The organism is Leisingera aquimarina DSM 24565, from assembly GCF_000473165.1.
Taxonomy (GTDB): Bacteria; Pseudomonadota; Alphaproteobacteria; order Rhodobacterales; family Rhodobacteraceae; genus Leisingera; species Leisingera aquimarina.
Window position 1 is genome coordinate 586,342 of sequence record NZ_KI421504.1, and the last position, 26,870, is coordinate 613,211.

The window sequence follows — 26,870 nt, forward strand, 5'->3', positions numbered from 1 at the left end:
AATTCACCCCCGAGAGTATTTTTCGAAGGAGAATGTCAGACCCGCTCAATTGCAATCGCCGTGCCCTCGCCGCCGCCGATGCAGATGGCGGCCACGCCGCGCTTTAGGCCGCGCTTTTCCAACGCGTTCAAAAGCGTGACCATGATCCGGGCACCTGACGCCCCGATGGGGTGACCCAGCGCACAGGCGCCACCGTTCACATTCATCTTGTCGCGGGAGATGCCCATTTCATGCATGAAGGCCATCGGAACCACAGCAAAGGCTTCGTTCACTTCCCACAAATCGACGTCTTCAACCTGCCAGCCAATGTTTTTCAGCAGATTCAGCGCTGCCGGAACCGGAGCGGTGGTAAACCAGCCCGGAGCCTGAGCATGGCTGGCATGGCCCAGAATACGGGCACGGATATTCAGGCCCTGCGCCTTGGCGGCTTCAGAAGACGCCAGCATCAGCGCTGCCGCGCCGTCGGAAATAGAGGAGGCATTGGCTGCGGTCACAGTGCCATCCTTGCGGAAAGCCGGTTTCAGCGCCGGGATCTTCTCCGGGCGCGCCGACTTTGGCTGCTCATCCGTGTCCGTCACCACGCTTCCCTTGCGGGACGTCACGGTAACGGAGGCAATTTCCCCGTCAAACGCGCCGCTCTCCTGAGCTTCAAGTGCGTTGGCCAGAGATTTAAGCGCGTATTCATCCTGAGCTTCGCGGGTGAACTGGTATTTCTCAGCGCAATCCTCGGCAAAGGTGCCCATCAGGCGGCCCTTGTCGTAAGCATCTTCCAGCCCGTCCAGGAACATGTGGTCGATCACCTGGCCATGGCCGATGCGGGCGCCGCCGCGCATTTTGGGCAGCACATAAGGCGCGTTGGTCATGCTTTCCATGCCGCCGGCAATCATCGTATCCGCGTGGCCCAGCGCGATCTGGTCGAACGCAATCATCGCCGCCTTCATGCCCGAGCCGCACATCTTATTAAGCGTGGTGGCCGGAACTTCATCGCCCAAACCTGCCGAAAACCCTGCCTGGCGCGCGGGCGCCTGGCCCTGCCCTGCCGGCAGAACGCAGCCCATCAGCACCTCATCCACGGTGGCGGCGCCAGCGCCTTCCAAGGCCGCCCGGATCGCCGCACCGCCCAGCTCTGCAGCCGTCACCCCGTCATACATGCCCTGGAACCCGCCCATTGGCGTCCGGGCCGCTCCGGCGATAACAACATCTTTCATGCAATTTTCCTCCAATCGTCAAAATAATACCTACAGAATAGTAAGCTTTGCGGTCTAGAGTGCTGACAAATGACGTTACATCCCGGGGGACTGAAATGAGCCTGACGACCACCATGACGGACGATGCGCAAATCGTCAAAGTCAATGCCGAACGCATTGATGCCGCCATGGCCATCCAATTCAAGGAGGACATGCGCACGGAAACAGACTCCGGTGCGGACCGTGTCATCCTGGACCTGTCTGAGGTGCAGTTCATCGACTCCAGCGGGCTTGGCGCAATTGTTGCTGCGATGAAGCAACTGGGTGGCAGCCGCAAACTGGATCTCGCCGGGCTGACACCCATGGTCGAGAAAGTGTTCCGGCTGACTCGCATGGATACGATCTTTGACCTTTATGGTTCGCTTAGCGATGCAATCGCTCCGGCTGACGCAAGCTCCTGAAGACGAATGCGCTGTCAGCGCAAAGCGAGAAATCGATGGTAAAAACCTTTGCCTGCTCGTTCACGGCTACAAATATGGATGCCCGTTCCGGCATTTCCTCGATTGTGGCCCAGCTTCGGTCCCTGGGAGTTCCGGGTGCCCGTGCGGATGAGGTGCAAATTGCTCTGACCGAGGCCGTGAACAATGTGGTTGAACACGCCTATGAAAGCGCGCCACCAGGAGACGTGCGGATCCGGGCCGAGCTTTATCCTGAACGCTTGTGGATCAACATCCAGGACGCAGGTGCCCCCTTCCCCAGGGGAAAATTGCCGGAGGGCAAACCTGCTGATGTCAATGTTCCGGCCGAATGCCTGCCCGAAGGCGGATTCGGCTGGTTTCTGATCCGCGAATTGGCGAGCCAAGTCCAATATGAGCGCTCAGAAGGAAACAACAATCTGTCGCTCTGCTTCGAAATCAAAGTGACCAGCCCGTCAGCCGAAGTCTGAACAAGACCCCGTTGTGCGGGGTACGGCCGCCGGTTTGCTGCATTTTAACGTTTCGCCATAATCGCGCCGCAATCCCGGCCCACCTCAGCCCGATAGGTATGCGACTTTTAACCTGTAGCTGAAACGAGCTTCCCCCGGTGCCGCGTGTTCTAGCCCCCACCAGTGCACGGCACCGGGGATACTTCCTTTGGCATGCTTTCCTGATCCACGATGACGTTCCGTTCCTTCAAAACAGTTGAGGATTTGAGTTGCCTTCCCACCGCGTGCGCCTAGCCTTTGCCAGGTGACAGCAGGAGCAGGGAAATGCGCGACTTTCATCTTCCGGGGCGATCAGCCGTCTTGGCACAAAACGGTCTGTGCGCAACCTCGCATCCATTGGCCGCCAGTGTCGCCGCCGACATTTTGAAACGCGGCGGCAATGCAATGGACGCGGCCTTGGCTGGGGCGGTCTTGCTGGGGATTTGCGAGCCGCAAATGACGGGGATCGGCGGGGATTGCTTTGTTCTTTATTCCCGTCCCGGACACGGCGTTCAGGCCCTGAACGGATCGGGCCGCGCCCCCGCCGGGGCCAGCGCTGCTGCACTCCGGGCACAAGGGCTGGAAACTCTGCCGCTGGGCAGCCCCGATGCAGTGACGATCCCTTGCGCAATTGACGCGTTCTGCCGTCTGGCTGAAAGCGAAGGGCGGCTTGGGGTTGATGCACTGCTGCAGCCGGCAATCCACTATGCCGAAGAGGGTGTTCCCGTGGCGCCGCGCACGGCGTTCGACTGGAGCACCAGCGCATCAGCTTTGCAAGGCGTGGCCCGGCACCATTACCTGAAAGACGGTCAGCCGTTAACCAGCGGTGATGTGTTCCGTGCGCCCGGGCAGGCCGAAGTGCTGCGCCGTATCGCCAAAGACGGGCGGGATGCCTTTTACTCCGGGGAAGTGGCCGAAGATATGGTGGCCGCACTGGCAGCGCTTGGAGGCGTCCACACTCTGGAGGATTTTACCGCTGCCAGCAGCTTTGCAACACAGCCGATTGACGGCCAGTACAAAAGCATGGGCCTGACCGAGCATCCGCCCAACGGTCAGGGTGCAACCGCGATTTTGCTGCTGAACATTCTCAAGCATTTTGACATTTCCGGAATGGATCCGCTTGGCGCAGAACGTGCGCATATCGAGGCGGAGGCCGCCAAGCTCGCCTATGATGCCCGCAACCGATTCCTGGCCGACCCCGACCGTACCGCCCGGCTGGCGCATATGCTGGCGCCTGAAACGGCTGCCCGGCTTGCTGCGCTGATTGACACCAAGCGCGCCCTGCAGGCAGCGCAGCCGCTAACCGAGGCGGTGCACAAGGACACTGTCTATATAACTGTCGTGGACAAGGACCGCATGGCGGTCTCGCTGATCTATTCTATCTTCCACGGTTTCGGCTCTGGCATTGCGTCTGAACAATTCGGCATCTTGCTGCAGAACCGCGGCGCTGGCTTTACGCTGGAAGCGGGCCATCCGAATGAATTCGGACCAGGAAAACAGCCGATGCATACGATCATCCCCGCCATGCTGCAGCAAGACGGAGAGGTGATCATGCCGTTTGGCGTGATGGGCGGCGGTTATCAGCCGACCGGCCACGCCCGGCTGGTCTCCAACCTCGTTGATTTTGGCATGGATCTGCAATCCGCTGTCGATGCCCCCCGCTGCTTTGCCGATAACAGAGTGCTGAAAATTGAGCGCGGCTATAAGGCTGAGGTTCGCCAGAAGCTTGCGGATATGGGGCATCGCGTGATGGTTCCGGACACTCCGCTGGGCGGCGCGCAGGCGATCCGGATCCATGCCTCGGGCGTGCTGGAAGGCGCCAGTGATCCGCGCAAAGACGGCTGCGCGCTGGGATATTGATGAAGGGGAGTTCCGGCCGGCCGGAAACAGCGGAATTCAGTTCAGCTGATAGTGCAACGCATAGGCGCCACCATCGAAATTACCAAACATTTCAGGGACATCCGGGTGGCCTATTGGCTCGCCGGAATAGTCCGCCACCAGGTTTTGCTCTGAGACGTAGGCGACATAATAGCTTTGGTCGTTCTCCGCCAGCAGGTGGTAGAACGGCTGGTCCTTTACCGGGCGGCTGTCTTCCGGGATCGCCTCATACCACTCGTCGGTATTGGAGAACTCAGGATCAACATCAAAGACCACCCCGCGGAAGGGATGCTTCCGGTGGCGGACGACCTGCCCGAGGTTGTATTTTGCGCGTGTTCTCATCATGGTCATGTTCGCCCCCGTACATTGTAAATAGCGCGCCCGCCAAGCAATTGTCCAACTCTTGACGCAAATTTTCAGGGAAACAGACTGTGAACCTCGCTTTGACAGTACTCGAAATCACCGCCCCGGTGTTCCTGCTGGCCATGGCCGGGTTCATCTGGGTGAAACTTGGATTTGAGTACCGGACGCAGTTTGTAACCCGGCTGGCGATGACGCTGGCAGTGCCATGCCTGATCTTCACTGCACTGATGAAAACGGAGCTGGACAAGGGCGCGCTCGGGGCCTTTTTGCTGGCCGCCCTCGCCGGCCATGCAGTGCTGGCCGGCATAGGCGAAATTACCTGCCGCACAGCGCATCTGGACCGCCGGACCTATCTGGCGCCTTTCATCTTCGGCAATACCGGCAATCTGGGCATTCCGCTGTCGCTGTTTGCCTTTGGCGAGGCCGGGCTTGGCTACGCCGTTGTCATGCTTGCCGTCTCTGCCATCCTGTCTTTCACCTATGGTATCTACCTGGTGGCAGGCCGCAGTGCGGGCAGCAAAGCAATCCGGGAACCGATGGTCTGGGCCACGCTTCTAGGCGGGCTCTTCCTGTGGCAGGATTGGGAAACACCGCGTTTCCTGACAAATGCGCTGGAATTGACCGGGCAGATGGCGGTGCCGCTGATGCTGATCACCCTGGGCACTGCGGTGGCACGGCTGACCCCGGGCAAGACAGGAACCGCCGTTGCACTATCGCTGGTGAAGTTTCTGATCAGCGCCGTGGCGGGCTGGGGGCTGGCGCTGGTTTTCGGTCTCGATCCGACAGCCTCTGGCGTGCTGATTCTGCAACTCGCGACACCTGTTGCCGTAACCGCCTATCTGCTGGCAGAGAAATTCGAGGCCGATTCAAGCGCTGTGGCCGGGCTTGTGGTGGTCTCAACCCTGATGTCAGCGGTATTGCTGCCACTGCTGCTGACCCAGCTTCTGTAATTGTGATTTCCTCACCTGCCGCAATCCGCTAAACTTGCCGCAAAATAACCCAAATCAAAAATGGGCAGAGGCAATGAGCAGAATAATCAGCGCCCTCGTTCTCCTCATGGCGGTTGCGTCCTGCGGAGGCGGGCACAAAGCGCCGCCGCGCAATCTGGATAATGCGTGCAGCATCATTCAGCAGCGGCCCGAATACCTGAAAGCCTTCCGCGCGTCCCAGCGCCGCTGGGGTGTCCCGGTGCATGTGCAGATGGCAACGATTTATCACGAAAGCCGGTTCCGCGGCGATGCCCGCACGCCGCACCAGTACCTGCTGGGAGTGATCCCGGTCGGCCGGCAATCCAGCGCCTACGGTTACAGCCAGGCGCTGGACGGAACCTGGGACGATTACCGGCGCGATACCGGCCGGCGGCGGGCCAAGCGCGACCGGATCAGCGATGCGGCCGATTTCATGGGCTGGTACATGCGCAAGAGCCGCGAAAAGAACGGTATCCAGCTGTATGACGCGCGCAATCAATACCTCGCCTACCACGAGGGGCATTATGGCTACTCACGCGGCAGCTACCGGTCCAAACCTTGGCTGCAGCGTGTTGCCGGACAGGTCGAATCCCGCGCCCAGACTTATCAAGCCCAGCTCGCAACCTGCCGCAAGTTCCGCTGAGATACGGAAGGGGCGTTTTCCCGCCCTGCTTCTGCGCTTTCGTTTTGAAAGCTCCTCAGCCGTTGGGCTCGGCACTGTGCCAAAGCGCAACGTCAGGCCGGGATGTGTTCCCTAACTGCTGAATTCAGGTGGAGCCGCACCGGGCGCCAGCCTGGTGCCGGGCCAAAGCCGTCAGGCTGTTCGGGCAAAGCCCGAGCAGCCGCGGGCGCGGGAGCCGCTGCTTCAGCGGGATCTGCCGCTGGTTGTGAACAGGCTGGAGGACAGTTTCTGGCCGGTTTCCATTGCACCCAGAATCACGGTTGTCTGGCCGCCCGCACTGTCATGGATCACCCATTTGCGCAGCTCTACCGGCGCGCCGGTGAACATCATTTCGATACTGCCATAGTCCGGGTGTTCCGGGTCCTGTGCCCGCACGATGGTGGAGGTTCCATCAAAACTGTGCCCTACCACCATATTGGCGCGCCCTAAATTCACGTTGCGGTCCAGAATAATTGACAGCGGAGTCCGTTTGAGCGGGTAGGTCTCAGGCGGCTGGTTAGATTTGGGATCGTGGATCACCACCGCCCCGCCGCCGGCAACCACAGTGCCGCCGCCCTTGCCGTCATATTCAAACCGCATCCGGCCCGGGCGGTGCATGTAAAGCTTGCCCGTCGACAGGCTCCCGTCGTCATTGATCTGGGTGAAGGGGGAGGCTGCGGTGGATATTCCGTTCAAATAACGGGAAATCTCATTGAGGCTAAGCTGTTCAGCCGCCCAGGCGGCCGGTGCAGCAAGGGTCAGCGCAAGGGCGAGTGCAATCCGTTTCATGGCCTCAACATAGGCACGCTGCTGCAAAAGTGAAGATGCCGGCCCCCTACGGAGCCGGCATCGGCAGATTTTTGTCAGCTCATTGTTCGGGAACCAGAATTTCCCGCTTGCCCACGTGGTTGGCAGCCGACACGACGCCCTCGTCCTCCATCTGTTCAACCAGCCGCGCGGCTTTGTTATAGCCGATCGCCAATTTTCGCTGGATGTAGGAGGTGGAGCATTTGCGGTCCTTGACCACGATGGCAACTGCGGTGTCGTACAAAGCGTCCTCGGTATCAGTATTGCCGCCGGTGTTCAGTCCCAGAACTGCATCGATGTTATCAGCCTTGTCGTCAGCCGGACCATCCAGAACGCTGCCGACATAGTCCGGCGGGCCGAATTGCTTGAGGTGGTTGACCACTTCCTCGACCTCTTCGTCCGAACAGAACGGCCCGTGGCAGCGGGTGATCTTGGCACCGCCCGCCATATACAGCATGTCGCCCATGCCCAAGAGCTGCTCGGCGCCCATCTCACCCAGGATGGTGCGGCTGTCGATCTTGGAGGTCACCTGGAAGGAAATCCGGGTCGGGAAGTTAGCCTTGATGGTGCCGGTGATCACGTCAACCGAGGGACGCTGGGTGGCCATGATCAGGTGAATGCCAGAGGCCCGTGCCATCTGTGCCAGGCGCTGGATGCAGGCCTCGATCTCCTTGCCGGCGACCATCATCAGGTCTGCCATCTCGTCAACAATCACAACGATATAGGGCAGAACAACGGGTTGAAACTCTTCGGTCTCGAACACCGGCTCACCGGTGTCGTCGTCAAAACCGGTCTGCACAGTACGCGAGAACATCTCGCCCTTGGCCAGTGCTTCCTTCACGCGGCCATTGTAGCCAGCGATGTTGCGCACACCCATCTTGGACATCTTGCGGTAGCGGTCTTCCATCTCGCCCACCACCCATTTCAGCGCCACCACGGCCTTCTTCGGGTCGGTCACAACGGGTGAGAGCAGATGCGGAATGCCGTCATAGACGGAAAGCTCCAGCATTTTGGGGTCTATCATGATCAGGCGGCATTCATCCGGTGTCAGCTTATACAGCAGCGACAGGATCATGGTGTTGATCGCCACCGACTTACCAGAGCCCGTGGTGCCCGCGATCAGCAAATGGGGCATTTTGGCGAGGTTGGCCACCATGGAATCACCACCAATGTCTTTGCCCAGTGCCAGCGGCAGCGCATGGTTGCCGTCGCCGAAATCCCGGGACGACAGAATCTCGCGCAGCACCACCTTTTCGCGCTTCTCGTTTGGCAGTTCGATGCCAATCACCGTCCGGCCCGGGACGGTCGAAACCCGCGCCGATAGGGCCGACATCGAGCGGGCGATGTCATCGGCCAGGCCGATCACGCGGGAGGCCTTAAGGCCCGGTGCCGGCTCCAGCTCGTACATAGTGACAACGGGACCGGGACGGACCGAGGTGATCTCTCCCTTGACGCCATAGTCATCCAGAACGGCTTCCAGCATCCGCGCATTTTCTTCCAGCGCTTCGTCACTCAGGTGATGGCGCTCGATGCCGCTCGGATTGGTCAGCAAGCTCAGCGGCGGCAGTTCAAAATCGCTGCCCCTGTCATCGAAGGCCAGGTTGGGCTGCGCTTCGGCCTTGGCACGCGCCGAGGGCTGGACGGTTTTACGGGCCGGCTGCTCAACCACAGCCTTGCGCGGTTCCGCGACGGGCAAATCAACAGTCAGGCGCGGTCCCGGCGCCGGGCGCGGTTCGGGCGCGGCGGGAACTGGCGCAGGCGGTTCCGCAGCATCCGGCAGATCCTCGGACGGCACGTAGTCCGGAGCTATCATACTGTGATCCGGAGCGGTGTCTGCAATCTCAGCTTCGCCCCGCAGGTCAGCATTCAACGTTTCCGAACCAAAGGCGTCATCTGTGGAAACCTGCCAGGACAGCGATGGGTCTTCCGGCAGCGGCGGCATCGTTGCAAGCGCAGCGGTCAGCGGCGGTTCAGGCGGCAGGCCGTCCTGGGCCATGGCAGGGTTGTAGATCAGCGGTGCAGGGCGCTGACCGCGGCCTTTGGTCAGCGGCAGCGCCGGATCCTGCTCCGGTGGCACATCTGCTGCCCGGCGAATGCGCACAGCATTGGCGATTTTCTGGGAGATCCGATCTTCGCCGCCCTCGCCATCAGCCAGGAATTCAGCCTCGTCCTCATCCTGCATGTCAGCCGCATAGGCGCTGTCCGCCTCCGGCGCAGGTGCAACACGGCGGATCAGGCCAGGCACACGCGATAGAAGACCGCCTTTGGCAGGCGTTTCCGGCTCTTCCTGCTGGTTGTCCGCAATGTATGCGTCTTCAGCGTAGTCCTCGAACATCTCCGGCTCGGCATCAGCAGCGTCATAGGCAGTTTCTTCCGCTTGCTGCGCCCGTTCTTTACGGTAGCTCATTGCGGCCTGCAGCCCGCTGGAGGCCCCGCGCCCCAGCAATGCGGCCACAGCGCCATAGCCCAGGATCAGGCCGATCATTACCTTGTGCAGGCCCTTCTTCACCTCGGGCCAGGTGAACCCAAGAACCGCACAGCCAAGCGCCAGCATTCCCGCGGCACTCAGCAGCGACATGATTTTCACCATGAAATGCAGACCGACAGGCAGCAGCGCCAGCAAGGCGCCCAGGAAGGTATAGCCAACCATCCCGCCAAGACCGAAGTCATAATTCTGCTGCCAAGCGGAGCTGGCGTTCAGGGTTTCCATGTGCAGCGCCACCACCAGCAGCCACGGCACCGACAAAAGCAGCGGCCAGACCACCCGGTCCTCGCCCCGGTGCAGCACAAACCGCAGACCCCAGGCTGACAGAAACAGAGGCACGGCCCAGCTGGCTTTGCCGAACAAGGTAATCAGGATGAAAGAGACAGAAGCGCCGGGACGGCCCAGCCAGTTCTGCACTGGCGCATCCGTGGACACGGTCCAGTTCGGGTCGTCCGGCGTATAAGATCCCAGCATGGCGGCAACCATCAGCCCCACAAGGATCAATGCAATCCCGATTAATTCCTTGCCGCGCTTTTCAATAGCCGCCTGCATATTGCTGTCGAGCAGCGGATCGCGGCTGCGGGTTTGAAATGCCATGCCTACCTCAGTTCCGTTTCTTTTGCCCGTGCCCGCTGTTGCCCGCAAGGTCACGAACCTGTCCGTTTATTGGTCTTGGCTGCGCGGCCCCCAGCCAGGCACCGCGCAGCGAAAGTTCAGTTCAGTAAAGACACCCGCGCAGTGTGCTTAGCGCCGTGCGGGTGTCCTCGGCGGGGGCGACCAGCGCCACCCGGATGTAGTTTTCACCCGGATTCTGTCCGGGCGCGCCTTGTGCCAGATAGGCGCCGGGCAGCACCCGCACGCCGGTCTCCTGCCACAGCTTCAGTGCGGCGTGCTCGCCATTTTCCACAGGAAGCCAAAGGAAGAAGCCCGCTTCGGGCGCCATATAGCCGTTGAGACCGGCAAAGACCTCATCGGCGATTGTGTATTTTTCCTGATAAAGCGCGCGGTTCTCCACCACATGCGCCTCATCCGCCCAGACCTTGGCCGCGGCCGCTTGCAACGGGGCCGGCAGCGGGGCACCGGAATAGGCGCGCAGCTGTTTAACACGTTTGATGGTTTCTGGACCGCCAGCTATCAGTCCAGATCGCAGCCCCGGAAGATTTGAGCGTTTCGACAGAGAGTTGAACAAGACCACACGCTCAGGATCGGCGCCCAGTTCCTGGGCTACAGTCAAAGCGCCAACGGGGGCTGCGTCGCGGTAAATCTCGGAATAGCATTCATCTGCGAAGATGCGGAAATCGTATTTCTCAGCCAACCGGATCAGTCTGGTCCAGTAGTCGCGCGACGCGACAGCGCCCTGGGGGTTGGCAGGCGAACAGATATAGGCCGCGGCGGTGCGGTTGAGCACGTCCTCGGGCAGGTTCTCATAATCCGGCAGATGACCGGTGACCGCCGTTGCGGGCACGAATACCGGCTCTGCTGCGACCGAAATCGCAGCCACCATATAGACCTGGTAGAAGGGGTTCGGGATCAGCACCACCGGCTTTTGCCCGTTCTTCTGCTCCGGACACAACGCCATTGCGGCATTGTACAGCCCTTCGCGGGTCCCGTTCAGCGCCATGACTTGCGTTTCTGGGTCTGCCGTCACGCCGTAACGGCGGGCTATCCAGTCGGCGATAGCACCGCGCAGCTCAGGCGTGCCGTCATTGTTGGGATACTGGTTAAACCCGGCAGCATTTTCAGTGATGACACCGGTGACCCAGGCCGGAAATGCATGTTTCGGCTCGCCAATGGTCATATGCACCACATCCCCGCCGGGGGTGTGATGGTCCAATAACGCCCGCAGGCGCGGAAACGCATAAGCTGGCAGGTTTGAAAACCGCTCAGGAAAATCCATATCTAATGCCTCGGTCACGGGATCATTGGCGCCCCGTTTGCGCCTCAGGTTACAGGTGGCGGGCGGGTGCGTCCACCCAGTGAAGTGCCCCATGGGCCGAATGTGGCTTTCAGGCCAAGGCCATTTCAATCGCAGCCCCGGTGCGCAGCAGAGCCTCTTCGCAATCCGGCTGGCCCATCACTTGCAGTCCACAACTGGGCCTGCCCGTGGGCAGCGAAAGCGCGCACAGCCCCATCAAGTTACCGATCCGCGTATTGCGCAGTGCCAGCAGGTTGGATTGCACATAAAAGTCATGATCGCTTTGCAGCCTGTCCAAGTTCGGCGGCAGGATCGGCGATACCGGGCTTAGCACCGCATCAAACCCGGCTGCCGCCAGATCCCAGGCCATCCGGCATTGCTCCAGTTTACCCCAAGCCGCGACATAATCCGAACCGCTGAACTGCGCACCCGAGCGGAAGCGCTCAAGGATTTCAGAATACATCAGATACGGCGTCGCCTCGATCACGTCTTTCCACAGGCCGTAGGCTTCGGTGGTGTAGAGAATCGGGCTAAGGCCCATCGCCTCCTCAAGCTCTGGCACCTCCAAAGGCACGATCCCGGCGCCGGCCTGTCTCAGCCTGTCCAGTGTCTCACGGTGTGCGGCCGCAACTGCCGGATCCAGATCGTTCTGCGCCACGGTCTGCAGGTCAGCAAAACGGCGCCCTTTGAGCGGCGCAGGATTGCGCAGATCCGGTCCCGCCGTTCCCTCCAGCATCCCTAGCAGCAGTCCGGCATCCTCAACCGAGCGGGCCAGCGGACCGATGGTATCGAACTTCAGGCACAGCGGCACCACGCCTTCCAGGGTAATCCGGCCTGAGGTGGTTTTGAGGCCCACCAGATCATTCCAGGCTGACGGAATACGGATCGAACCGCCCGTGTCAGAGCCGATCCCGGCGGCGGCCAGACCAAAGCCAACCGACGCAGCCGCCCCGGAAGACGAACCGCCTGGTGCAGCGTCCGGATTGTTCACGCAAGGCGGCGTTTCCTTAATAGGATTGAAGCCAAGGCCTGAGAACGCCAATTCGCTCATATGAGTTTTACCCAGGCAGACCGCCCCCATATGGGTTGCGTTGTGCAGGACCGCTGAATCGTGTTCCGGAACCCGGTCTTTCAGCAGATCCGAACCGGATTCGGTTGCGGTGCCTGCGCTGTCGAACAGATCCTTCCAACTGACCGGCACCCCATCCAGCAGGGACCGGCGCAGGCCCAGATCCGCACGCGCCTGCGCAGACTCTGCCTCAGCAAGGGCGCGATCATGTGTCACTTGGGTATAGATCCGGTCCTTCAGCGGGTGCGCATCAATAGCGTCCAGATAACAGCGGGTCAGCGCCACCGGGCCGATATCACCCGCCTCGATCCCCCGCCCCAGATCAGCGGCGGTCATTGTCAGCCAGTCTTGCATCAGCCCGTCTCCCCAAATGCAGTTGATGCAAACGGTAGCGGCAGTAAGACACAGGCACAATCCCGCGCTTCCCGGATGGACAATCCCGTCAGCAGGCGCATATTGCGGGGCATGAAAAATGCGTCTGATATCCTGATCGTAGGCGGCGGGCTGAACGGCCCCGCGCTGGCCCTGGCCCTGGCGCAGACCGGCCACAGCGTCACCGTGGTTGACGCGCTTACCCCGGACAAGCTTGCTGACGAGGGCTTTGACGGACGCGGCTATGCGCTGGCACTGGCGTCGCAACGGCTGCTGCAGCAGACCGGCGTCTGGCAGCATGCCGGCGGCAACGCGCAACCCATGCTGGAGATCAAAGTGACCGACGGCCATGCGGGCCAGGGACCATCGCCCTTCTTTATCCACTTCGACCACGCCGAGCTGGAAGAAGGCCCAATGGGCTATATGGTTGAGGACCGTTTCCTGCGCCGGGCCTTCCTGCAGGCCATGGAGGACGCGCCGGGCATCACCTTGGTGTCCGGGCGCACTGTGGTCGCCCAGGCACCGGATCAGACCGGTGTAACTGTCACCCTGGATGACGGCGGAGAGCTGCGCGGCCAGGTTCTGGTCGGCTCGGACGGGCGCCGCAGCGGCACCGCGCAGCGCGCAGGCATCAAACGCACTGGCTGGGACTATGGACAGACAGCCCTGGTCTGCGCCATCGACCATGCGAAACCACATCACGGCATCGCGCATCAGTTTTTCATGCCGCCGGGGCCGCTGGCGATCCTGCCGCTGCCGGGCAACCGGTCTTCCATCGTGTGGAGCGAGCGGAAGGAGACCGCCAAGGCCATCCACGCGCTGAATGACGCCGAATACATTCAGGCGCTGCGGCCGCGCTTTGGTGATTTTCTCGGAGAGATATCCCTGGCGGGCAAACGCTTCACCTATCCGCTGAACCTGACCATCGCCAACAGCTTTATCGGCGACCGCATGGCGCTGGTGGGTGATGCGGCGCATGGGATGCACCCGATTGCAGGTCAAGGGCTGAATGCAGGCCTGCGGGATGTCGGTGCGCTGGCGGAAGTGATCACCGAGGCCACACGGCGCGGTGAGGATATCGGCTCATCCCTGGTGATGGAGCGCTACCAGCAATGGCGCCGGTTCGACACAGCGTCACTGGCTGCAGCCACGGATGTTTTCAATCGGCTGTTTTCCAACGATAACCCGCTGCTGCGTCTGGGACGGGACATCGGCATGGGTTTGGCTGGAGCGATCCCTGGCCTGCGCCGCAATTTCGTGCGCGAGGCAGCAGGCCTGACCGGCGACTTGCCCAAGCTGTTGAAAGGGCAGCCAATCTAAGGCGTTGACGCCGGCATAGTGCAGCGTCAGTCCAGCGCGCGCGCCTCATCTACCAGCATCACCGGGATGCCATGGCGGATCGGAAAGGCCAGGTTGGCAGCACGCGAAATCAGTTCTTGCGCCTGGGCATCGTATTCCAGCACCGCCTGAGTCAGCGGGCAGACCAGCGCTTCCAGCATCCGGCGGTCAAAGGCAGGCGCCTGTGTCTCGGTCATTGCAGGGTTTCCTCCTGAGAGCCGCCGCGCAGGGCGAATTCAATCAAAGTGACAAGCGTTTCCCGCCTTGTGGCAAGGCAAGGCGCTTCGAGCAAGGCCTGTTTCTCCTCAGTGTCAAATTCCAAGAGCATCGCCAGAGAATTGATCAGCAGCTCGTCGTCCGCGTCTTTCAATGCTTCCCAATCGGTCGACAAGCTCCGGGAAGAAAAGAACCGCTCCAGCAGATCCAGAAAAGAGGGCCGGTCAAGGGTATCATCCGCCTCGGACCGGCCAAGGTCGCGGTCAAACCCCGTCCAGCTAACGTCGCAACGCTGATAGGGGGTAAATCCATTGGCTTCGCGGGTGATACGGAACCGGGATACGCCTGAAAGCGTGACCAGGTATCTTCCGTCTTCTGTCTCGGAGAACTGCGTAACGCGCCCGGCGCAGCCGATCACATGCAGCTCCTCTCCGGTCCCTTGCGGACCCGGACAGGGCTGCACCATGCCAATCAGCCGCTGACGCGTTTTGAGAGTATCTTCGAGCATCTGCAGGTAGCGCGGCTCGAAGATATGCAGCGGTAAGCGCGACCGGGGCAGCAAAAGCGCCCCGGGCAATGGGAACACGGCAATCGTGTCCGGCAGATCAGCTGGTTGGATCATGGGACAGAGTGTAGTGCTGCCCCGGTCTTAGGCAAATATCATTGAGCTAAGCTTCCGGCGCCCGTTAAGAACCACAGGATCGTTTGGCTTGAGCGCATCAAAAATGGTGAAGAGCTGCACCTTGGCCGCGCCTTTGTTCCACTCGCGGTCACGGCGGAAAAGCTCCAGCAACTCATCTACTGCCGCTTCCGCATCTCCTGCTGCATGAAGCGCCTGCGCCAGGTCGAAACGCGCCTGCAAGTCATCCGGTCTGGCGTCCACCGAAGCCCGCAATTCCCCCACCGGGCCAGCGTTCTCGGCCTGCCGCGCCAGGGCAATCTGCGCATGCGCGGCTTCAATCTCGGGGGCATCCGCAATCTCGGCGTGTGCGCCATTCAAAACGGCCTCCGCCTGATCCAGATCGCCGAGCGCGATATGCGCGCGTGCCAATCCGCCGTAAGCCGCGGCATTTTTGTCATCTTCGCCCAGGATTGCGGCAAAGGTCTGCGCGGCATCCGCCACGGCACCCTCAGTCAGCATCTGTTCGGCCGCTTCCAGGGCTTCGCCCAGACCGCCGTCGGCTGATCCGCCCCCTGCCTCGATGGCCTTGTTCACAAATGCCTCGATTTCCGATGCCGGCAGAGCCCCTTGGAACATGTCGACCGGGCGGCCCTCTACAAAGGCAACCACGGTGGGGATCGACTGGAGCGGCAGCCCCTGCTGCGCCAGTGCCTGCGCCAGGCGCTGGTTTTCGTCCACGTTGATTTTGGCCATGGTCGCGGCGCCCTTGGCCTTGGTGACAGCCGCCTCCAGCATCGGGCCAAGGGTTTTGCACGGGCCACACCAAGGCGCCCAGAAATCGACAATCACCGGCGCCTGCATCGACGCTTCGACAACGTCCTGCATAAAAGTGGCTTCGGTCACGTCTTTGATCAGATCACCCGCCGGTGCGGTGCTGCCAAGAATTTCGGTCATCAAATTGTTCTCCGCTTGGAACTTGTCCCCTATATGGAATCCTAAGCGCCGGAAACCAAGAGAGGAGTTTGCCGATGGCCAGCCGCAGGTTCGATCTCTTTGCCCTTTCTGAAAAGATGATGCGTATGGATGACGCCGCTTGGGCGCGGCACGCCAACCCGTGGAGCGTTGTGAGTAGAATGACTGCTCTACCTCTGATGACTCTCGCCATCTGGTCCCGTGTATGGCTGGGTTGGGTGGCGGTTCTGCCCATAGCGCTGGTGCTGTTGTGGATCTGGTGGAACCCGCGCGCCTTTGGCCGACCTGCCAGCACGGACACCTGGGCGTCCCGCGGCACATTTGGCGAGCGGGTATTCCTGAACCGGGCGCAAGTTCCCATACCGCGCCATCACCTAGGCTGGGCTAAGGGCCTGGCGTGGATCTCAGGTATTGGAGCCTTTCCCTGGATCTATGGTCTTTGGATCTTGGATCCCGGTTTCATCCTTGGCGGTCTGACGCTGATGATTGGCGGTAAGCTGTGGTTTGTGGACCGGATGGTCTGGCTCTACCAGGACATGCAGGACAGACACCCCGAATACGCCCTCTGGCTGCGCTGAGCGGCAGTGCTCCCGTCCCCGTCATCGCGCCCAGGCTGCGCCAGAACCCTTACGGTGTTGGGCCGGGCGCCGCGCTGACGCGCGGCGGAACCGCACTGCGCGTCAGCGCAGTGCCATGCCCAACGGAGGAGAAACATCCTGCGGATGTTGCGGATCAGGCGGGAGCGCTCCGTCTGCCGTTACAGATCAAACGTTGCAAACACCGGCGCATGGTCGCTGGGCTTTTCCCAGCCCCGGGCACCCCTCAGGATCCGGCTGGAATGGGCCGCGTTTTTGATGTCCGGCGTCGCCCAGACGTGGTCGAGACGGCGCCCCTTGTCGGCGGCATCCCAATCCTTGGCCCGGTAGCTCCACCAGCTGTACAGACGGCCGTCGGGGATATCGTTCCGGGTCACATCGGACCATCCGCCCGCATCCATCACTTCTGCGAAATGCTCCACCTCAATGGGCGTATGGCTGACAACCTTCAACAGCTTCTTGTGGTCCCAGACATCATCCTCGCGCGGGGCGATATTGAGGTCGCCGACCAGGATGGACTTTTCCGGTTTGTCCGCCTGGAACCAGTCACGCATCTCCTTGAGATAATCGAGTTTCTGACCGAATTTTTCGTTCTTTTCCCGGTCCGGCAAGTCACCGCCCGCCGGTACATAGAAATTGTGGATCACCACTCCGTTCTCCAGCCGCCCGGCCACATGGCGGGCATGGCCAAGACCGGCAAAATCCTGGTCCCCAGCATCTTCGATCGGCAGGCGCGACAGGATCGCCACCCCGTTGTACCCTTTCTGGCCGCGCGCAACCATGTGGCCATAGCCCAGAGCCGCAAAGCCTTCCAACGGGATCTTGTCCACCGGGCTTTTGCACTCCTGCAGGCAGAGCACATCCGGCCCTTCCTCCTGCAGCAGCTTCTGCACAATCGGTTCGCGCAGGCGGACCGAGTTGATATTCCAGGTGGCAAGAGTAAATGGCATCGCGCGCCTCATCGTGAAATCCGGGTTCCGGCGCGATACTGCCTGTCCGGGCCGGGAAGGGCCAGAGATGAATTGGCCCGCGGTTCAAACCATCCAGACAAAAAAAGGCCGGGCATCACGCCCGGCCAAGTCCAACAGGGAGGTGCATACCGTGACCCGGATATGCGCGGGATAGGGTCTGTTATAAAGATGAACCACAGGGTCTTCTTTGATCTGGCTCAACGCCGATTACATCACGCAACCAGCCGGTAACCGCCGGATTCCGTCACCAACAGGCGTGCATTCGACGGATCGGGCTCAATTTTCTGCCGCAGACGGTAGATATGGGTTTCCAGCGTATGCGTGGTCACGCCCGCATTGTACCCCCAGACCTCGTGCAGCAAGACATCCCGCGGCACCACACCATCGCTGGAGCGATAGAGAAACTTGAGAATGTTGGTTTCTTTCTCGGTCAGCCGGATCTTACGCTCATCCTCCGTGATCAAGAGCTTCATCGACGGCTTGAAAGTATAGGGTCCAAGCGCAAAGACCGCGTCCTCAGACTGTTCGTGCTGACGCAGCTGAGCGCGAATCCGGGCCAGCAGCACCGGGAACTTGAAGGGTTTAGAGACATAGTCATTGGCACCGGCATCCAGACCCAGAATGGTGTCGGCGTCACTGTCATGGCCTGTCAGCATCAGGACTGGCGCTTTCACCCCCTGCTTGCGCATCAAGCGGCACAACTCGCGCCCGTCGGTGTCGGGCAGGCCCACGTCCAGAATAATCAGATCATAGAGGGCCTCCTTGGCGCGCTCCATTGCGCCTTGACCGTTCTCCGCCTCGAAAACATCAAAGTCCTCGGTCATCACCAGCTGCTCGCTCAAGGCCTCTCGCAGGTCTTCATCATCATCAACCAGCAGAATTTTCTTCAGTTGCGCCATCAGCTCGCCCTCCTGTTCACTTGACCACACATGCGCATCCCTTGCGCCCTCGGCAAGATTTGCTGCAATACTCTCACGCCGACGTGTCCATGGCAGGGAAAATGTTTCACATCCGTTGCATTTGGGCGTAAAGACAGCCAGCCTTTGTTACAAAATAACACCGGAATCCCCGTATGAGCCTGATGCCCACCATAATCGAACTGCTGGCCCGTGCCCGGGTCGATCTGCGTATGGGCCTGCCGGTGGTGTTGAGCGATGGCCCGGAGGCCGCGCTGGCAATTGCCGTTGAATCACTGACAGACGCACGTTTGGCAGACATGCGTTTCTTGGGCGTTCCGACTTTGGCGCTGACCGCCCGACGGGCGGAAACCTTGAAGGCCCGGGTGTATGATGCGGACACCGCCCGTATTATTGTTCCCGGCACTGAGGGGCTGAAATGGATCCAGTCGCTGGCCGACCCGGCGGATGATCTGAACACACCGATGAAGGGTCCGCTTTCCAGCCAGCGCGGCGGCAATGCAGACCTGCACCGGCTGGCAATTGCACTGGTGAAATCCGCGCGCCTGCTGCCAGCTGCTGCTCTTGTGCCCATCAGCGATCCGTCCGGATTTGCCGCGGCCCACGGCCTTACCGCCATTTCGCGTACAGCCGCAGAACCCTTGCTGAGTGAAAGCTCTCCCCTGCACCCGGTCGCAGCTGCCCGCCTGCCAATGAATGCCGCCGAAGCCGGCAGGCTGCATATCTTCCGCCCGGAGGATGGCGCCGAGGAGCATTATGCTGTGGAAGTCGGCCGCCCCGACAGATCCAAGCCGGTTCTGGCCCGGCTGCATTCGGCCTGCTTCACCGGCGACGTGCTGGGCTCCCTGAAATGCGATTGCGGCCCGCAACTGCATGGCGCACTGGCACAGATGGGCGCGGAAGGTGCGGGTGTCCTTCTGTACCTGAATCAGGAGGGCCGTGGGATCGGCCTTGCCAACAAAATGCGGGCCTACTCCCTGCAGGACCAGGGCTTTGATACAGTGGAAGCCAACCACCGGCTGGGATTTGAGGACGATGAGCGCGACTTCCGTCTGGGCGCCTCTATTTTGCAAGAATTGGGATTCTCCCAAGTACGGCTGCTGACCAACAACCCGAACAAGATTGCGATGATGGAGAAGACCGGTGTGCATGTGGCCGAGCGCGTTGCGCTGAAAGTGGGTGAGAATGCCCACAACCAGCACTACCTGGCGACCAAGGCCCGCAAATCGGGGCATATGCTGTGACATCACCTGCCGATCTGGTCCTGACACCCTGCGGCGTGCGTTTTCTGGGGCGTGTGCTGCCTTGCACAATCGGCAAAGGCGGACTGTCCCGGCACAAACGCGAAGGGGATGGCGCGACTCCCGTCGGAGTGCATCGCATTGCAGGCATGTATTACCGCCCCGACAGGCTGTGCCGCCCTGCCTCCTGGGCCAAGCCCATTGGTCCGCAGGACCTATGGTCGGATGATTCAGGAGATGAAAATTACAATCATCATGTGCGGGCACCGCACTCGTTCAGCCATGAAAGACTGCGGCGCAGTGATCCGCTGTATGATCTGGTTTTGATCACCGATTGGAACTGGCCAGCCGCAACTCCGGGAAGCGGTTCTGCGATCTTCATTCACCAATGGCGCCGTCCTGGATACCCCACCGAAGGCTGCATCGCGTTTTCACGCACTGATCTCCATTGGCTTGCTGACCGGGTGCAACTAGGATCCCGGGTCATTGTCCCGCCGCTGGCACGCACCTGACGCAGCCAAGACTTTTCAAAAAGTCTTGGCAATAGTTTTGCCCAAAACTTTTGGGCCTCAATAGGTGCGAGCGCCGAAAATGGCAGAGCCGACGCGAACATGGGTGGCACCAAGTGCAATGGCTTTCTCGAAATCGCCGCTCATTCCCATCGACAGGCCCTTCAACCCGTTGCGCTCAGCAATCTTTGCCAGCAGCGCGAAATGCAGGCTGGCCTCTTCTTCCGCAGGCGGGATACACATCAACCCCATGAGAGGCAGATCGAGCTGGCGGCAGTCTGCGATGAAAGCATCTGCATCGGACGGCATGACGCCTGCCTTTTGCTCCTCCTCGCCAGTATTCACTTGAATGAACAATTCCGGGCACTTACCTAGCTCCTGCGCCAGCCGGGCCAGCGTATTGGCCAGCTTGGGCCGGTCGACTGAGTGAATGCTGTCAAACAGCTCCATCGCCTGGCGGGTTTTGTTGGTCTGCAACGGGCCGATCAAATGCAAATAGATGCCGTCAAACTGTTCCGCGAATCCCGGCCACTTTCCAGCAGCCTCTTGCACCTTGTTTTCACCGAAACAGCGATGGCCTTCCTGCAGCACCGCCTCGACCCGCTCGTCCGGCTGCACCTTGGATACCGCAATCAGCTGCACACTGCCCGGCAAACGGCCGGCCTGCTGTTCAGCTTTGGCGATTCGGGAACTGATATCTTCAAGCGGCATGGATATGGCCTCATAGCTGTTTGGCCGCAAAAAACACTGTTTGCCTGCAAATGTTAAGGGGCAAAAGAAAAGGGCAGGCTCCCGAAGGAACCCGCCCTAAATTCACGCTAGGCGTGCTTCAGCTTAGAAGCTGAAGTGCAGACCTGCCTGAACTTGCTGATCGTCGTCGTCCGCTGCGTTGTTCACATAGCCAGCAACGAAGGTCACACCGCCGCCCAGGTCATACTCGTAGTTGATGCCGAAGGAGGTACCGTCGGTGCGAGTCTGGGTTGCCGCGGTCACGTCGGTCTCGATGTCGGTGGAGTTCACCCATGCAACGAGGGTCGAGGCTGCACCGATTTCAACGTCGCCTGCCAGAGTCACAGCGTCGGCTTCTTCGGTGGTGCCGTAGGACAGGGTTGCACCGAACTGACCGAAGTCGCCGCCGATTGCGAAGAAGCCCATGCCGTCGCCAGAGCTCTCGGTGCTACCGTCGGTCTTGGCTACGACAGTGCCGTTGTCTTCGGACTGGTATGCGCCGGTCACGAAGTAGTCACCGAAGGAGTAGCTCAGCATGACTGCAGTGCGCTGCAGGCCGTCTGCGGAACCCAGAGTGGTGCCGCCATTCGACTGCGAGTAGGAGATGTGACCGCTGAAGCCGCCTGCCGAGTACAGAGCTTCAACACCGTTGCGGCCAGCGCCTGCGGAGGTGAAGGTATCCCAGTTGAAGGCATTGCCGATGGCCAGGCTGTGGAAGCCCATGCCGTCAATACCGGTATCGACCGAGGTGGTGTTCAGATACAGGCCGGGAGCGGAGTCGATTGCACCCCAAATGTTGCCGACATTCACGCGCAGACCACCGTATGCAACGTGGAACTGCGGTGCAGACCAGCCAACAGTGCCTGCTACACCATCACGGCTACGGGACTGAGCACGGACACGACCACCAACGGTCACACCACTGTCGGTTTCGGTCGACACGTCAAAGGTCAGACGGAAACGGCTGGTGATGTTGGTGTCGGAACGGCCAGCAACGTTTTTGTTGGCTTCGTTGTAGTCCAGACCAAAACGGCCGTAGCCGGAGATTTTGACTTCTGCCGCGGCCATGCCTGCGGTGGCGATCAGCGCGGTAGTCGCGAAGAGAACCTTTTTCATGTTTTTCCCTCGGTTTTCTAATCCTATGCCCAAACCGGGGAATCCGGCGTGGGTATGCCAAGGGGTTTCGCTCTTTCACCCCCGTTTTGGCAAGGCTTGGGAAAGTCTCAGGAAACGATGCAAGCCCGGATGGTGCAGCTTTGCCACAGTCCGCACTGTCCCGGCGGCAAGAACCGCACCGTTGGCCACTCTTACCGGCAGTTTTCCCTGAAAATGACGAACAGGTGCAGGGCCATGGAGGCCAAAGCCCTTGCTCCGCCAACACGGCTTGCGTTAGGTGTTCGCGCAGAAATTGGCTCCGGGAGCGGTTATGAAATACGGAAAGACCCTGCGGGTTACAGTAATCAGCGCAATCTGTCTTAGCCTTGCGGCCTGCGGCGGCCGGGGCGGCAAAGCCCCTTCGAGCACTGCACGCACAATCAGTCACAAAGAAGAGATCCAGGGCGAAGCGACTAAGTCCTCCGTCTTTGACTTTCTGAACGCCAAGCCGGACCAGACCGTTCAGGTGAACCGCTACCTGTGGACCGCGAGCCTGGATGTGCTGAGCTTTTTGCCGGTGCAATCGGTTGATCCTTTTACCGGCGTGATCACCACCGGCTATGGCACCCCGCCGGGCGGCGGCCGCACTTACCGTGCCACCGTTCACATCAAAGACCCGGCCCTGGACGCGCGCTCTCTGAACGTTGCGCTGCAATCCAAGGGCGGCCCGGTCAGCGCCAGCACGTCCCGCGCGGTTGAGGACGCGATTCTTTCCCGCGCGCGGCAGCTGCGGATCGCAGACAAAAAACTCTGACCCTCTGCGCTCTGGAAACACCAGCCAAACCCCATTATCAGAAGCGCCGGGCCACTTGCCCGGCGTTTTCATGCAAAGGACCGCTCTGATGTCGCGTTACTCCGCCACAGAAATCGAAGCAAAATGGCAGGAAGCCTGGGACAAGGCCGGGATCTTTCAGGCCAAGCGCACCGGCGGCAAGCCGAAGTACTATGTGCTGGAGATGTTCCCCTATCCATCGGGCAAACTGCACATGGGGCATGTCCGCAACTACACGATGGGCGACGTAATCGCGCGCTACAAGCTGTCTACCGGCCATAACGTATTGCACCCAATGGGGTTTGACGCTTTTGGCATGCCGGCCGAAAATGCTGCGATGGCCTCGGGCGGGCACCCCAAGGATTGGACCTACGCCAATATCGATACGATGGTTGAGCAGATGAAACCGCTGGGCCTGTCGCTGGATTGGACACGCATGTTTGCCACTTGCGACCCGGAATATTACGGACAGCAGCAGGCGCTGTTCCTGGATTTCCTGGAAAAGGGTCTGGTCTACCGCAAAAACGCGGTGGTGAACTGGGACCCCATCGACATGACCGTTCTGGCAAACGAGCAGGTCGAGAACGGCCGCGGCTGGCGCTCGGGCGCGCTGGTGGAGCGGCGCGAGCTGACGCAATGGTTCTTCAAGATCTCGGATATGTCCGAAGAACTGCTGTCGGCGCTGGATGCTCTCGAAAACTGGCCCGCCAAGGTGCGCCTGATGCAGGAAAACTGGATCGGCAAGTCTCGCGGCCTGCAGTTCTCGTTTGAGCGCACAGATGGCGCAGAGCCCATTGAGGTTTACACCACCCGCCCCGACACCCTGATGGGCGCATCTTTTGTCGGCATTTCGCCCGACCACCCGATTGCCAAGGCGCTGGAAGCCGAATCGGAAGAGGTCGCAGCCTTTGTCGCCGAGTGCCGCAAGGGCGGCACCACCGAGGAAGCCATCGAAACCGCCGAGAAGCTGGGCTATGACACCGGCATCCGCGTCAAACACCCGCTGAACCCGGACTGGGTGCTGCCGGTCTGGATCGCCAACTTCATCCTGATGGACTACGGCACCGGCGCGATCTTTGCCTGCCCGGCGCATGACCAGCGCGACCTGGATTTCTGCCGCAAGTATGATCTGCCGGTCACCGATACCTTCTTTGCGCTGGACAATGATTCTCCGGTTGCCAACGAGGCGTTCGTGCCGGCCAAGTCTGAGAAGGTCCGCTGGGTCGATCATTTCGCTGGGCTGACCGAGGCCAGCGGTGAAGAAGCCATCAACGCCACAGTGGACTTTGCCGAGAAAGCCGGCTGGGGAAAGGGCGTCACCAAATACCGCCTCCGCGATTGGGGCCTCTCCCGCCAGCGCTACTGGGGTTGCCCTATCCCTGTGGTCCATTGCGAAGACTGCGGCGTGGTGCCGGAAAAGAAAGAGAACCTGCCGATCGCCCTGCCCTATGACGAAGACGGCAAGGCCATCGACTTCTCGGTTCCGGGCAACCCGCTGGACCGCCATCCGACCTGGCGCGATTGCGCCTGCCCCTCCTGCGGCAAGCCTGCTTTGCGCGAAACCGACACCATGGACACCTTTGTCGATTCGTCCTGGTATTTCGCCCGTTTCACCGCCCCGCGCGCAGAAACGCCGACCGATATGGCCGAGGCCGAATACTGGATGAACGTCGACCAGTACATCGGCGGCATCGAGCACGCGATTCTGCACCTGCTTTACTCGCGCTTTTTTGCCCGCGCGATGCAGATTTGCGGCCATCTGCCCGAGAAATCAGCGGAGCCGTTTGATGCACTGTTCACCCAGGGCATGGTGACCCACGCGATCTACAAGACCACCGGCGGCAATCACCGCCCGGTCTACCACTACCCGGAGGAAGTGGAGCTGCGCGACGGCAAGGGTTTCTTGAAGGACGGCACCGAGGTGGAGATCATCCCCTCCGCCAAGATGTCGAAGTCCAAGAACAACGTGGTGGACCCGCTGCACATCATCTCATCCTTCGGCGCCGACACCGCGCGCTGGTTTGTGCTGTCCGATTCGCCGCCCGAGCGCGATGTGGAATGGACCGCCGCCGGGGCCGAGGCTTCCTATAAACACCTGAACCGGGTCTGGAACCTGTGCGACCGGATCGGCGAAATGGACCCGGATGCGGCGGGTGAAGGCGACGAGGCGTTGCTGCGCGAGACACATAAATGCATCCGCGACGTGACCCTGGGCGTCGATTCCTTTGGCTTCAATGCCGCGATTGCCAAGCTTTACGCCTTCACCAACACCCTCGCCAAATCCAAGGCAGGTGCCAAGGTGCAGAAACAGGCGATCATGACCCTGGCGCAGCTGATGGCGCCGATGACCCCGCACCTGGCCGAAGACATCTGGAACCACCAGGGCGGCGAAGGCTTGTGCGCCACTGCGCCCTGGCCGGTTGCAGACGATGCCATGCTCGTTGAGGACACCGTCACCCTGCCGATCCAAATCAACGGCAAGCGCCGCGGTGAAATCGAAGTCGCCAAGGATCTGGACAAGGCAGAGGTTGAAAAACGCGCCCTGGCACACGAAGCTGTGCAAAAGGCGCTGAACGGCGCCACCCCGAAAAAGGTGATCGTGGTGCCGGGCCGGATTGTTAATGTCGTTGCTTAACCGCAGAACCCTGCTGATGGCACTGCCCTTGGTGGCAGCGGCCTGCGGCTTTACCCCGGTGTACGCCCCTGGCGGCACCGGCTCCGCTCTGCATGGGCAAATCGAGGTTCAGGCGCCGGAGGAGATCAAGGGCGCCACCGGCACCGACGCCTACTTCCTGGTGCAGAATCTGGAGCAGCACCTGGGCCGCGGTGCCAGTGCTGCTTACAAGCTGGATCTGACACTCAGCACCCAGGAAGAAGGCCAGGCAATCACTGCGGGCAATGAGATCACCCGCTATTCGGTGATCGGCAGTACTGGATTTTCACTGACCCGCTTGTCGGATGGCAAGGTAACTTCCAGCGGCACAGTGCAGAATTTCACCGGCTACTCCGCAACTGGCTCCACCGTGGAGACGCTGGCGGGTGAGCGTGATGCCCATGAACGGCTGATGGTGATCCTGGCCGATCAGATCACTGCGCAGATTCTGGCGACCGCGGATCTCTCCGCTCAGGCGGAATGAAGCTCTCTCCGCGTGAAGCTGACGGCTATTTCGCCAAGCCTGATCCGGGCAAGACCGGCATCCTGATCTATGGCGCCGACGCAATGCGCGTGTCGCTGAAACGGCAGCAGGTGCTGGCAGCCCTGCTTGGCCCCGGTGCCGAAGAGGAAATGCGCCTGACCCGCCTGCCCGGCAGCGACCTGCGCAAGGACCCAGCACAACTGCTGGATGCCGTGAAGGCGGTGGGGTTCTTTCCCGGTGTCCGGGCGGTTTTTGCCGAAGGCGCCAATGACACCGCCACCCCTGCCATTGCGACAGCGCTGGAAGACTGGCAGCCGGGGGATGCGCAGATTGTGGTCACAGCAGGGCAGCTCAAGGCCACCTCGAAACTGCGGAAGGCGTTTGAAGGCCACAGCAACGCCTATGCCGTAGGCATCTACGACGACCCGCCTTCGCGCGCTGAGATCGAGCGGATTCTGGGGGAGGCAAGTATCCGGGACGTTCCCGGCGACAGCATGTCAGCGCTGACGGATATCGCCAATGACATCGGCCCCGGCGACTTCTCCCGCATGATCGAAAAGCTAGCGCTTTATAAACACGGCGACATCAGCCCGCTTTCGCTGGAGGATATCGGCGCCGTTGCCCCGCAATCGATCGAGGCCGCGCTGGACGATGTTCTGAATGTGGTGGCCGAAGCCCGCAGTTCCGAAATCGGCCCGCTGATCCGCCGCCTGCAGGCGCAAGGCACCAACGCTGTGACGCTCTGCATCGGAGCAACCCGGCATTTCCGCACGCTCTACACCATTGCCGCTGCACCCGGCGGCCCTGCCCAGGGCATCGGCCAGCTGCGCCCGCCGCTATACGGCAAACGCCGCGACCGGATGCTGCGCCAGGCGCAGAACTGGGGCGCAAACCGGCTGGAGACCGCGCTGATGATCATTACCGATACTGACCTGGCGCTGCGTTCCGCCGGCCAGACCGCGCCGGCGCTGGCGCTGATGGAGCGCGCCCTGATCCGGCTGGCCATGCTGGGCCGCGCCCGCTGAT

Annotated in this window: 26 protein-coding genes; 13 read left to right on the forward strand and 13 right to left on the reverse strand. The window is 60.9% G+C overall.

The genetic code is table 11. The features are described 5' to 3' along the window. Window positions 1-35: 35 nt before the first annotated feature. Window positions 36-1,208: a thiolase family protein gene (locus AQUI_RS0106695; RefSeq protein WP_027256814.1), complete on the reverse strand. Its 1,173-nt coding sequence runs from the start codon at window positions 1,206-1,208 to the stop codon at window positions 36-38. A 95-nt stretch (window positions 1,209-1,303) separates the two neighbouring features. On the opposite strand from AQUI_RS0106695, the gene AQUI_RS0106700 reads away from it, so the two are divergent. The 3 genes from AQUI_RS0106700 to AQUI_RS0106710 all read left to right on the forward strand — a co-directional run bounded on the left by AQUI_RS0106700 (window position 1,304) and on the right by AQUI_RS0106710 (window position 4,011). Next, window positions 1,304-1,648, forward strand: coding sequence for an STAS domain-containing protein (locus AQUI_RS0106700; protein WP_027256815.1), 345 nt, complete (start codon window positions 1,304-1,306; stop codon window positions 1,646-1,648). A 35-nt stretch (window positions 1,649-1,683) separates the two neighbouring features. Beyond that, window positions 1,684-2,133, forward strand: a complete 450-nt coding sequence (locus AQUI_RS0106705) for an ATP-binding protein (RefSeq protein WP_027256816.1) — start codon at window positions 1,684-1,686, stop codon at window positions 2,131-2,133. A gap of 303 nt (window positions 2,134-2,436) precedes the next feature. Continuing rightward, window positions 2,437-4,011, forward strand: a complete 1,575-nt coding sequence (locus tag AQUI_RS0106710) for a gamma-glutamyltransferase family protein (protein ID WP_027256817.1) — start codon at window positions 2,437-2,439, stop codon at window positions 4,009-4,011. 36 nt (window positions 4,012-4,047) lie between these two features. On the opposite strand, the gene hspQ is transcribed toward AQUI_RS0106710, so the two are convergent. Next, entirely contained in the window at window positions 4,048-4,374 is a 327-nt protein-coding gene (hspQ, locus tag AQUI_RS27385; protein ID WP_035920248.1) for a heat shock protein HspQ, read from the reverse strand. A gap of 86 nt (window positions 4,375-4,460) precedes the next feature. Between hspQ and AQUI_RS0106720 the strand changes: the two genes are divergently transcribed. Beyond that, window positions 4,461-5,342, forward strand: coding sequence for an AEC family transporter (locus AQUI_RS0106720; protein ID WP_027256818.1), 882 nt, complete (start codon window positions 4,461-4,463; stop codon window positions 5,340-5,342). A 73-nt stretch (window positions 5,343-5,415) separates the two neighbouring features. Then, window positions 5,416-6,003 carry a transglycosylase SLT domain-containing protein gene (locus AQUI_RS0106725; protein ID WP_027256819.1) on the forward strand — a complete coding sequence of 196 codons (588 nt, stop codon included), beginning with the start codon at window positions 5,416-5,418 and terminating at the stop codon, window positions 6,001-6,003. 222 nt (window positions 6,004-6,225) lie between these two features. Here AQUI_RS0106725 and AQUI_RS0106730 read toward each other — a convergent pair whose 3' ends face one another. The 4 genes from AQUI_RS0106730 to AQUI_RS0106745 form a co-directional block, all read right to left on the reverse strand. Next, window positions 6,226-6,810 (reverse strand): LolA family protein, encoded by a 585-nt coding sequence (locus AQUI_RS0106730; protein ID WP_027256820.1) that lies wholly within the window; start codon window positions 6,808-6,810, stop codon window positions 6,226-6,228. Between the two features lie 79 nt (window positions 6,811-6,889). Beyond that, window positions 6,890-9,910 carry a DNA translocase FtsK gene (locus AQUI_RS0106735; protein ID WP_027256821.1) on the reverse strand — a complete coding sequence of 1,007 codons (3,021 nt, stop codon included), beginning with the start codon at window positions 9,908-9,910 and terminating at the stop codon, window positions 6,890-6,892. A gap of 121 nt (window positions 9,911-10,031) precedes the next feature. Further along, entirely contained in the window at window positions 10,032-11,210 is a 1,179-nt protein-coding gene (locus tag AQUI_RS0106740) for an aminotransferase class I/II-fold pyridoxal phosphate-dependent enzyme (RefSeq protein WP_027256822.1), read from the reverse strand. 109 nt (window positions 11,211-11,319) lie between these two features. Beyond that, window positions 11,320-12,651 carry an amidase gene (locus tag AQUI_RS0106745; protein WP_027256823.1) on the reverse strand — a complete coding sequence of 444 codons (1,332 nt, stop codon included), beginning with the start codon at window positions 12,649-12,651 and terminating at the stop codon, window positions 11,320-11,322. Window positions 12,652-12,762: 111 nt separating this feature from the next. Here AQUI_RS0106745 and AQUI_RS0106750 point away from each other — a divergent pair, with 111 nt between their 5' ends. After that, complete coding sequence (locus AQUI_RS0106750; RefSeq protein WP_027256824.1) at window positions 12,763-13,989, forward strand: FAD-dependent monooxygenase; 1,227 nt, start codon at window positions 12,763-12,765, stop codon at window positions 13,987-13,989. Window positions 13,990-14,015: 26 nt separating this feature from the next. Here AQUI_RS0106750 and AQUI_RS0106755 read toward each other — a convergent pair whose 3' ends face one another. From AQUI_RS0106755 to AQUI_RS0106765, 3 genes are read right to left on the reverse strand one after another with little or no spacing between them, the layout of a single operon-like run. Then, window positions 14,016-14,204, reverse strand: a complete 189-nt coding sequence (locus AQUI_RS0106755) for a Trm112 family protein (protein WP_027256825.1) — start codon at window positions 14,202-14,204, stop codon at window positions 14,016-14,018. Continuing rightward, a complete protein-coding gene (locus tag AQUI_RS0106760) occupies window positions 14,201-14,845 on the reverse strand; it encodes an LON peptidase substrate-binding domain-containing protein (protein WP_027256826.1) in 645 nt (214 codons plus the stop codon). The genes AQUI_RS0106755 and AQUI_RS0106760 overlap by 4 nt, the downstream gene beginning before the upstream one ends. 27 nt (window positions 14,846-14,872) lie before the next feature. Beyond that, complete coding sequence (locus AQUI_RS0106765) at window positions 14,873-15,799, reverse strand: tetratricopeptide repeat protein (RefSeq protein WP_027256827.1); 927 nt, start codon at window positions 15,797-15,799, stop codon at window positions 14,873-14,875. A gap of 125 nt (window positions 15,800-15,924) precedes the next feature. Between AQUI_RS0106765 and AQUI_RS0106770 the strand changes: the two genes are divergently transcribed. Further along, the gene (locus AQUI_RS0106770) at window positions 15,925-16,395 is read left to right on the forward strand and encodes a DUF6653 family protein (protein ID WP_342665619.1); all 471 of its coding nucleotides are present in this window, start codon (window positions 15,925-15,927) and stop codon (window positions 16,393-16,395) included. 179 nt (window positions 16,396-16,574) lie between these two features. On the opposite strand, the gene AQUI_RS0106775 is transcribed toward AQUI_RS0106770, so the two are convergent. Continuing rightward, window positions 16,575-17,363, reverse strand: coding sequence for an exodeoxyribonuclease III (locus tag AQUI_RS0106775; protein ID WP_027256829.1), 789 nt, complete (start codon window positions 17,361-17,363; stop codon window positions 16,575-16,577). Between the two features lie 233 nt (window positions 17,364-17,596). After that, complete coding sequence (locus tag AQUI_RS0106780) at window positions 17,597-18,283, reverse strand: response regulator transcription factor (RefSeq protein ID WP_027256830.1); 687 nt, start codon at window positions 18,281-18,283, stop codon at window positions 17,597-17,599. A gap of 173 nt (window positions 18,284-18,456) precedes the next feature. Here AQUI_RS0106780 and ribA point away from each other — a divergent pair, with 173 nt between their 5' ends. Next, window positions 18,457-19,545 carry a GTP cyclohydrolase II gene (gene ribA, locus AQUI_RS0106785; RefSeq protein WP_027256831.1) on the forward strand — a complete coding sequence of 363 codons (1,089 nt, stop codon included), beginning with the start codon at window positions 18,457-18,459 and terminating at the stop codon, window positions 19,543-19,545. Next, window positions 19,542-20,054 carry a L,D-transpeptidase family protein gene (locus AQUI_RS0106790; protein ID WP_245596876.1) on the forward strand — a complete coding sequence of 171 codons (513 nt, stop codon included), beginning with the start codon at window positions 19,542-19,544 and terminating at the stop codon, window positions 20,052-20,054. Before ribA ends, AQUI_RS0106790 begins: the two co-directional genes overlap by 4 nt. A gap of 57 nt (window positions 20,055-20,111) precedes the next feature. Here AQUI_RS0106790 and AQUI_RS0106795 read toward each other — a convergent pair whose 3' ends face one another. Further along, complete coding sequence (locus AQUI_RS0106795; protein ID WP_027256833.1) at window positions 20,112-20,762, reverse strand: YggS family pyridoxal phosphate-dependent enzyme; 651 nt, start codon at window positions 20,760-20,762, stop codon at window positions 20,112-20,114. Window positions 20,763-20,885: 123 nt separating this feature from the next. After that, a complete protein-coding gene (locus tag AQUI_RS0106800) occupies window positions 20,886-21,896 on the reverse strand; it encodes a porin (RefSeq protein ID WP_027256834.1) in 1,011 nt (336 codons plus the stop codon). A 310-nt stretch (window positions 21,897-22,206) separates the two neighbouring features. Here AQUI_RS0106800 and AQUI_RS0106805 point away from each other — a divergent pair, with 310 nt between their 5' ends. The 4 genes from AQUI_RS0106805 (at window position 22,207) to holA (ending at window position 26,869) form a co-directional block, all read left to right on the forward strand. Then, window positions 22,207-22,689: a DUF3576 domain-containing protein gene (locus tag AQUI_RS0106805; protein WP_027256835.1), complete on the forward strand. Its 483-nt coding sequence runs from the start codon at window positions 22,207-22,209 to the stop codon at window positions 22,687-22,689. An 88-nt stretch (window positions 22,690-22,777) separates the two neighbouring features. Continuing rightward, window positions 22,778-25,342, forward strand: coding sequence for a leucine--tRNA ligase (leuS, locus tag AQUI_RS0106810; protein WP_027256836.1), 2,565 nt, complete (start codon window positions 22,778-22,780; stop codon window positions 25,340-25,342). Next, window positions 25,329-25,844 carry an LPS assembly lipoprotein LptE gene (gene lptE / locus AQUI_RS0106815; protein ID WP_027256837.1) on the forward strand — a complete coding sequence of 172 codons (516 nt, stop codon included), beginning with the start codon at window positions 25,329-25,331 and terminating at the stop codon, window positions 25,842-25,844. The genes leuS and lptE overlap by 14 nt, the downstream gene beginning before the upstream one ends. Then, entirely contained in the window at window positions 25,841-26,869 is a 1,029-nt protein-coding gene (gene holA, locus AQUI_RS0106820; protein WP_027256838.1) for a DNA polymerase III subunit delta, read from the forward strand. Before lptE ends, holA begins: the two co-directional genes overlap by 4 nt. Window position 26,870 lies beyond the last annotated feature (1 nt).

Bases quoted from the DNA above. Each gene is read 5' to 3' on its own strand.
- AQUI_RS0106695 (WP_027256814.1), bottom strand. From the start codon at position 1,208: ATGAAAGATGTTGTTATCGCCGGAGCGGCCCGGACGCCAATGGGCGGG.
- AQUI_RS0106700 (WP_027256815.1), top strand. From the start codon at position 1,304: ATGAGCCTGACGACCACCATGACGGACGATGCGCAAATCGTCAAAGTC.
- AQUI_RS0106705 (WP_027256816.1), top strand. From the start codon at position 1,684: ATGGTAAAAACCTTTGCCTGCTCGTTCACGGCTACAAATATGGATGCC.
- AQUI_RS0106710 (WP_027256817.1), top strand. From the start codon at position 2,437: ATGCGCGACTTTCATCTTCCGGGGCGATCAGCCGTCTTGGCACAAAAC.
- hspQ (WP_035920248.1), bottom strand. From the start codon at position 4,374: ATGATGAGAACACGCGCAAAATACAACCTCGGGCAGGTCGTCCGCCAC.
- AQUI_RS0106725 (WP_027256819.1), top strand. From the start codon at position 5,416: ATGAGCAGAATAATCAGCGCCCTCGTTCTCCTCATGGCGGTTGCGTCC.
- AQUI_RS0106730 (WP_027256820.1), bottom strand. From the start codon at position 6,810: ATGAAACGGATTGCACTCGCCCTTGCGCTGACCCTTGCTGCACCGGCC.
- AQUI_RS0106735 (WP_027256821.1), bottom strand. From the start codon at position 9,910: ATGGCATTTCAAACCCGCAGCCGCGATCCGCTGCTCGACAGCAATATG.
- AQUI_RS0106740 (WP_027256822.1), bottom strand. From the start codon at position 11,210: ATGGATTTTCCTGAGCGGTTTTCAAACCTGCCAGCTTATGCGTTTCCG.
- AQUI_RS0106745 (WP_027256823.1), bottom strand. From the start codon at position 12,651: ATGCAAGACTGGCTGACAATGACCGCCGCTGATCTGGGGCGGGGGATC.
- AQUI_RS0106750 (WP_027256824.1), top strand. From the start codon at position 12,763: ATGAAAAATGCGTCTGATATCCTGATCGTAGGCGGCGGGCTGAACGGC.
- AQUI_RS0106755 (WP_027256825.1), bottom strand. From the start codon at position 14,204: ATGACCGAGACACAGGCGCCTGCCTTTGACCGCCGGATGCTGGAAGCG.
- AQUI_RS0106760 (WP_027256826.1), bottom strand. From the start codon at position 14,845: ATGATCCAACCAGCTGATCTGCCGGACACGATTGCCGTGTTCCCATTG.
- AQUI_RS0106765 (WP_027256827.1), bottom strand. From the start codon at position 15,799: ATGACCGAAATTCTTGGCAGCACCGCACCGGCGGGTGATCTGATCAAA.
- AQUI_RS0106770 (WP_342665619.1), top strand. From the start codon at position 15,925: ATGGATGACGCCGCTTGGGCGCGGCACGCCAACCCGTGGAGCGTTGTG.
- AQUI_RS0106775 (WP_027256829.1), bottom strand. From the start codon at position 17,363: ATGCCATTTACTCTTGCCACCTGGAATATCAACTCGGTCCGCCTGCGC.
- AQUI_RS0106780 (WP_027256830.1), bottom strand. From the start codon at position 18,283: ATGGCGCAACTGAAGAAAATTCTGCTGGTTGATGATGATGAAGACCTG.
- ribA (WP_027256831.1), top strand. From the start codon at position 18,457: ATGAGCCTGATGCCCACCATAATCGAACTGCTGGCCCGTGCCCGGGTC.
- AQUI_RS0106795 (WP_027256833.1), bottom strand. From the start codon at position 20,762: ATGCCGCTTGAAGATATCAGTTCCCGAATCGCCAAAGCTGAACAGCAG.
- AQUI_RS0106800 (WP_027256834.1), bottom strand. From the start codon at position 21,896: ATGAAAAAGGTTCTCTTCGCGACTACCGCGCTGATCGCCACCGCAGGC.
- AQUI_RS0106805 (WP_027256835.1), top strand. From the start codon at position 22,207: ATGAAATACGGAAAGACCCTGCGGGTTACAGTAATCAGCGCAATCTGT.
- leuS (WP_027256836.1), top strand. From the start codon at position 22,778: ATGTCGCGTTACTCCGCCACAGAAATCGAAGCAAAATGGCAGGAAGCC.
- lptE (WP_027256837.1), top strand. From the start codon at position 25,329: ATGTCGTTGCTTAACCGCAGAACCCTGCTGATGGCACTGCCCTTGGTG.
- holA (WP_027256838.1), top strand. From the start codon at position 25,841: ATGAAGCTCTCTCCGCGTGAAGCTGACGGCTATTTCGCCAAGCCTGAT.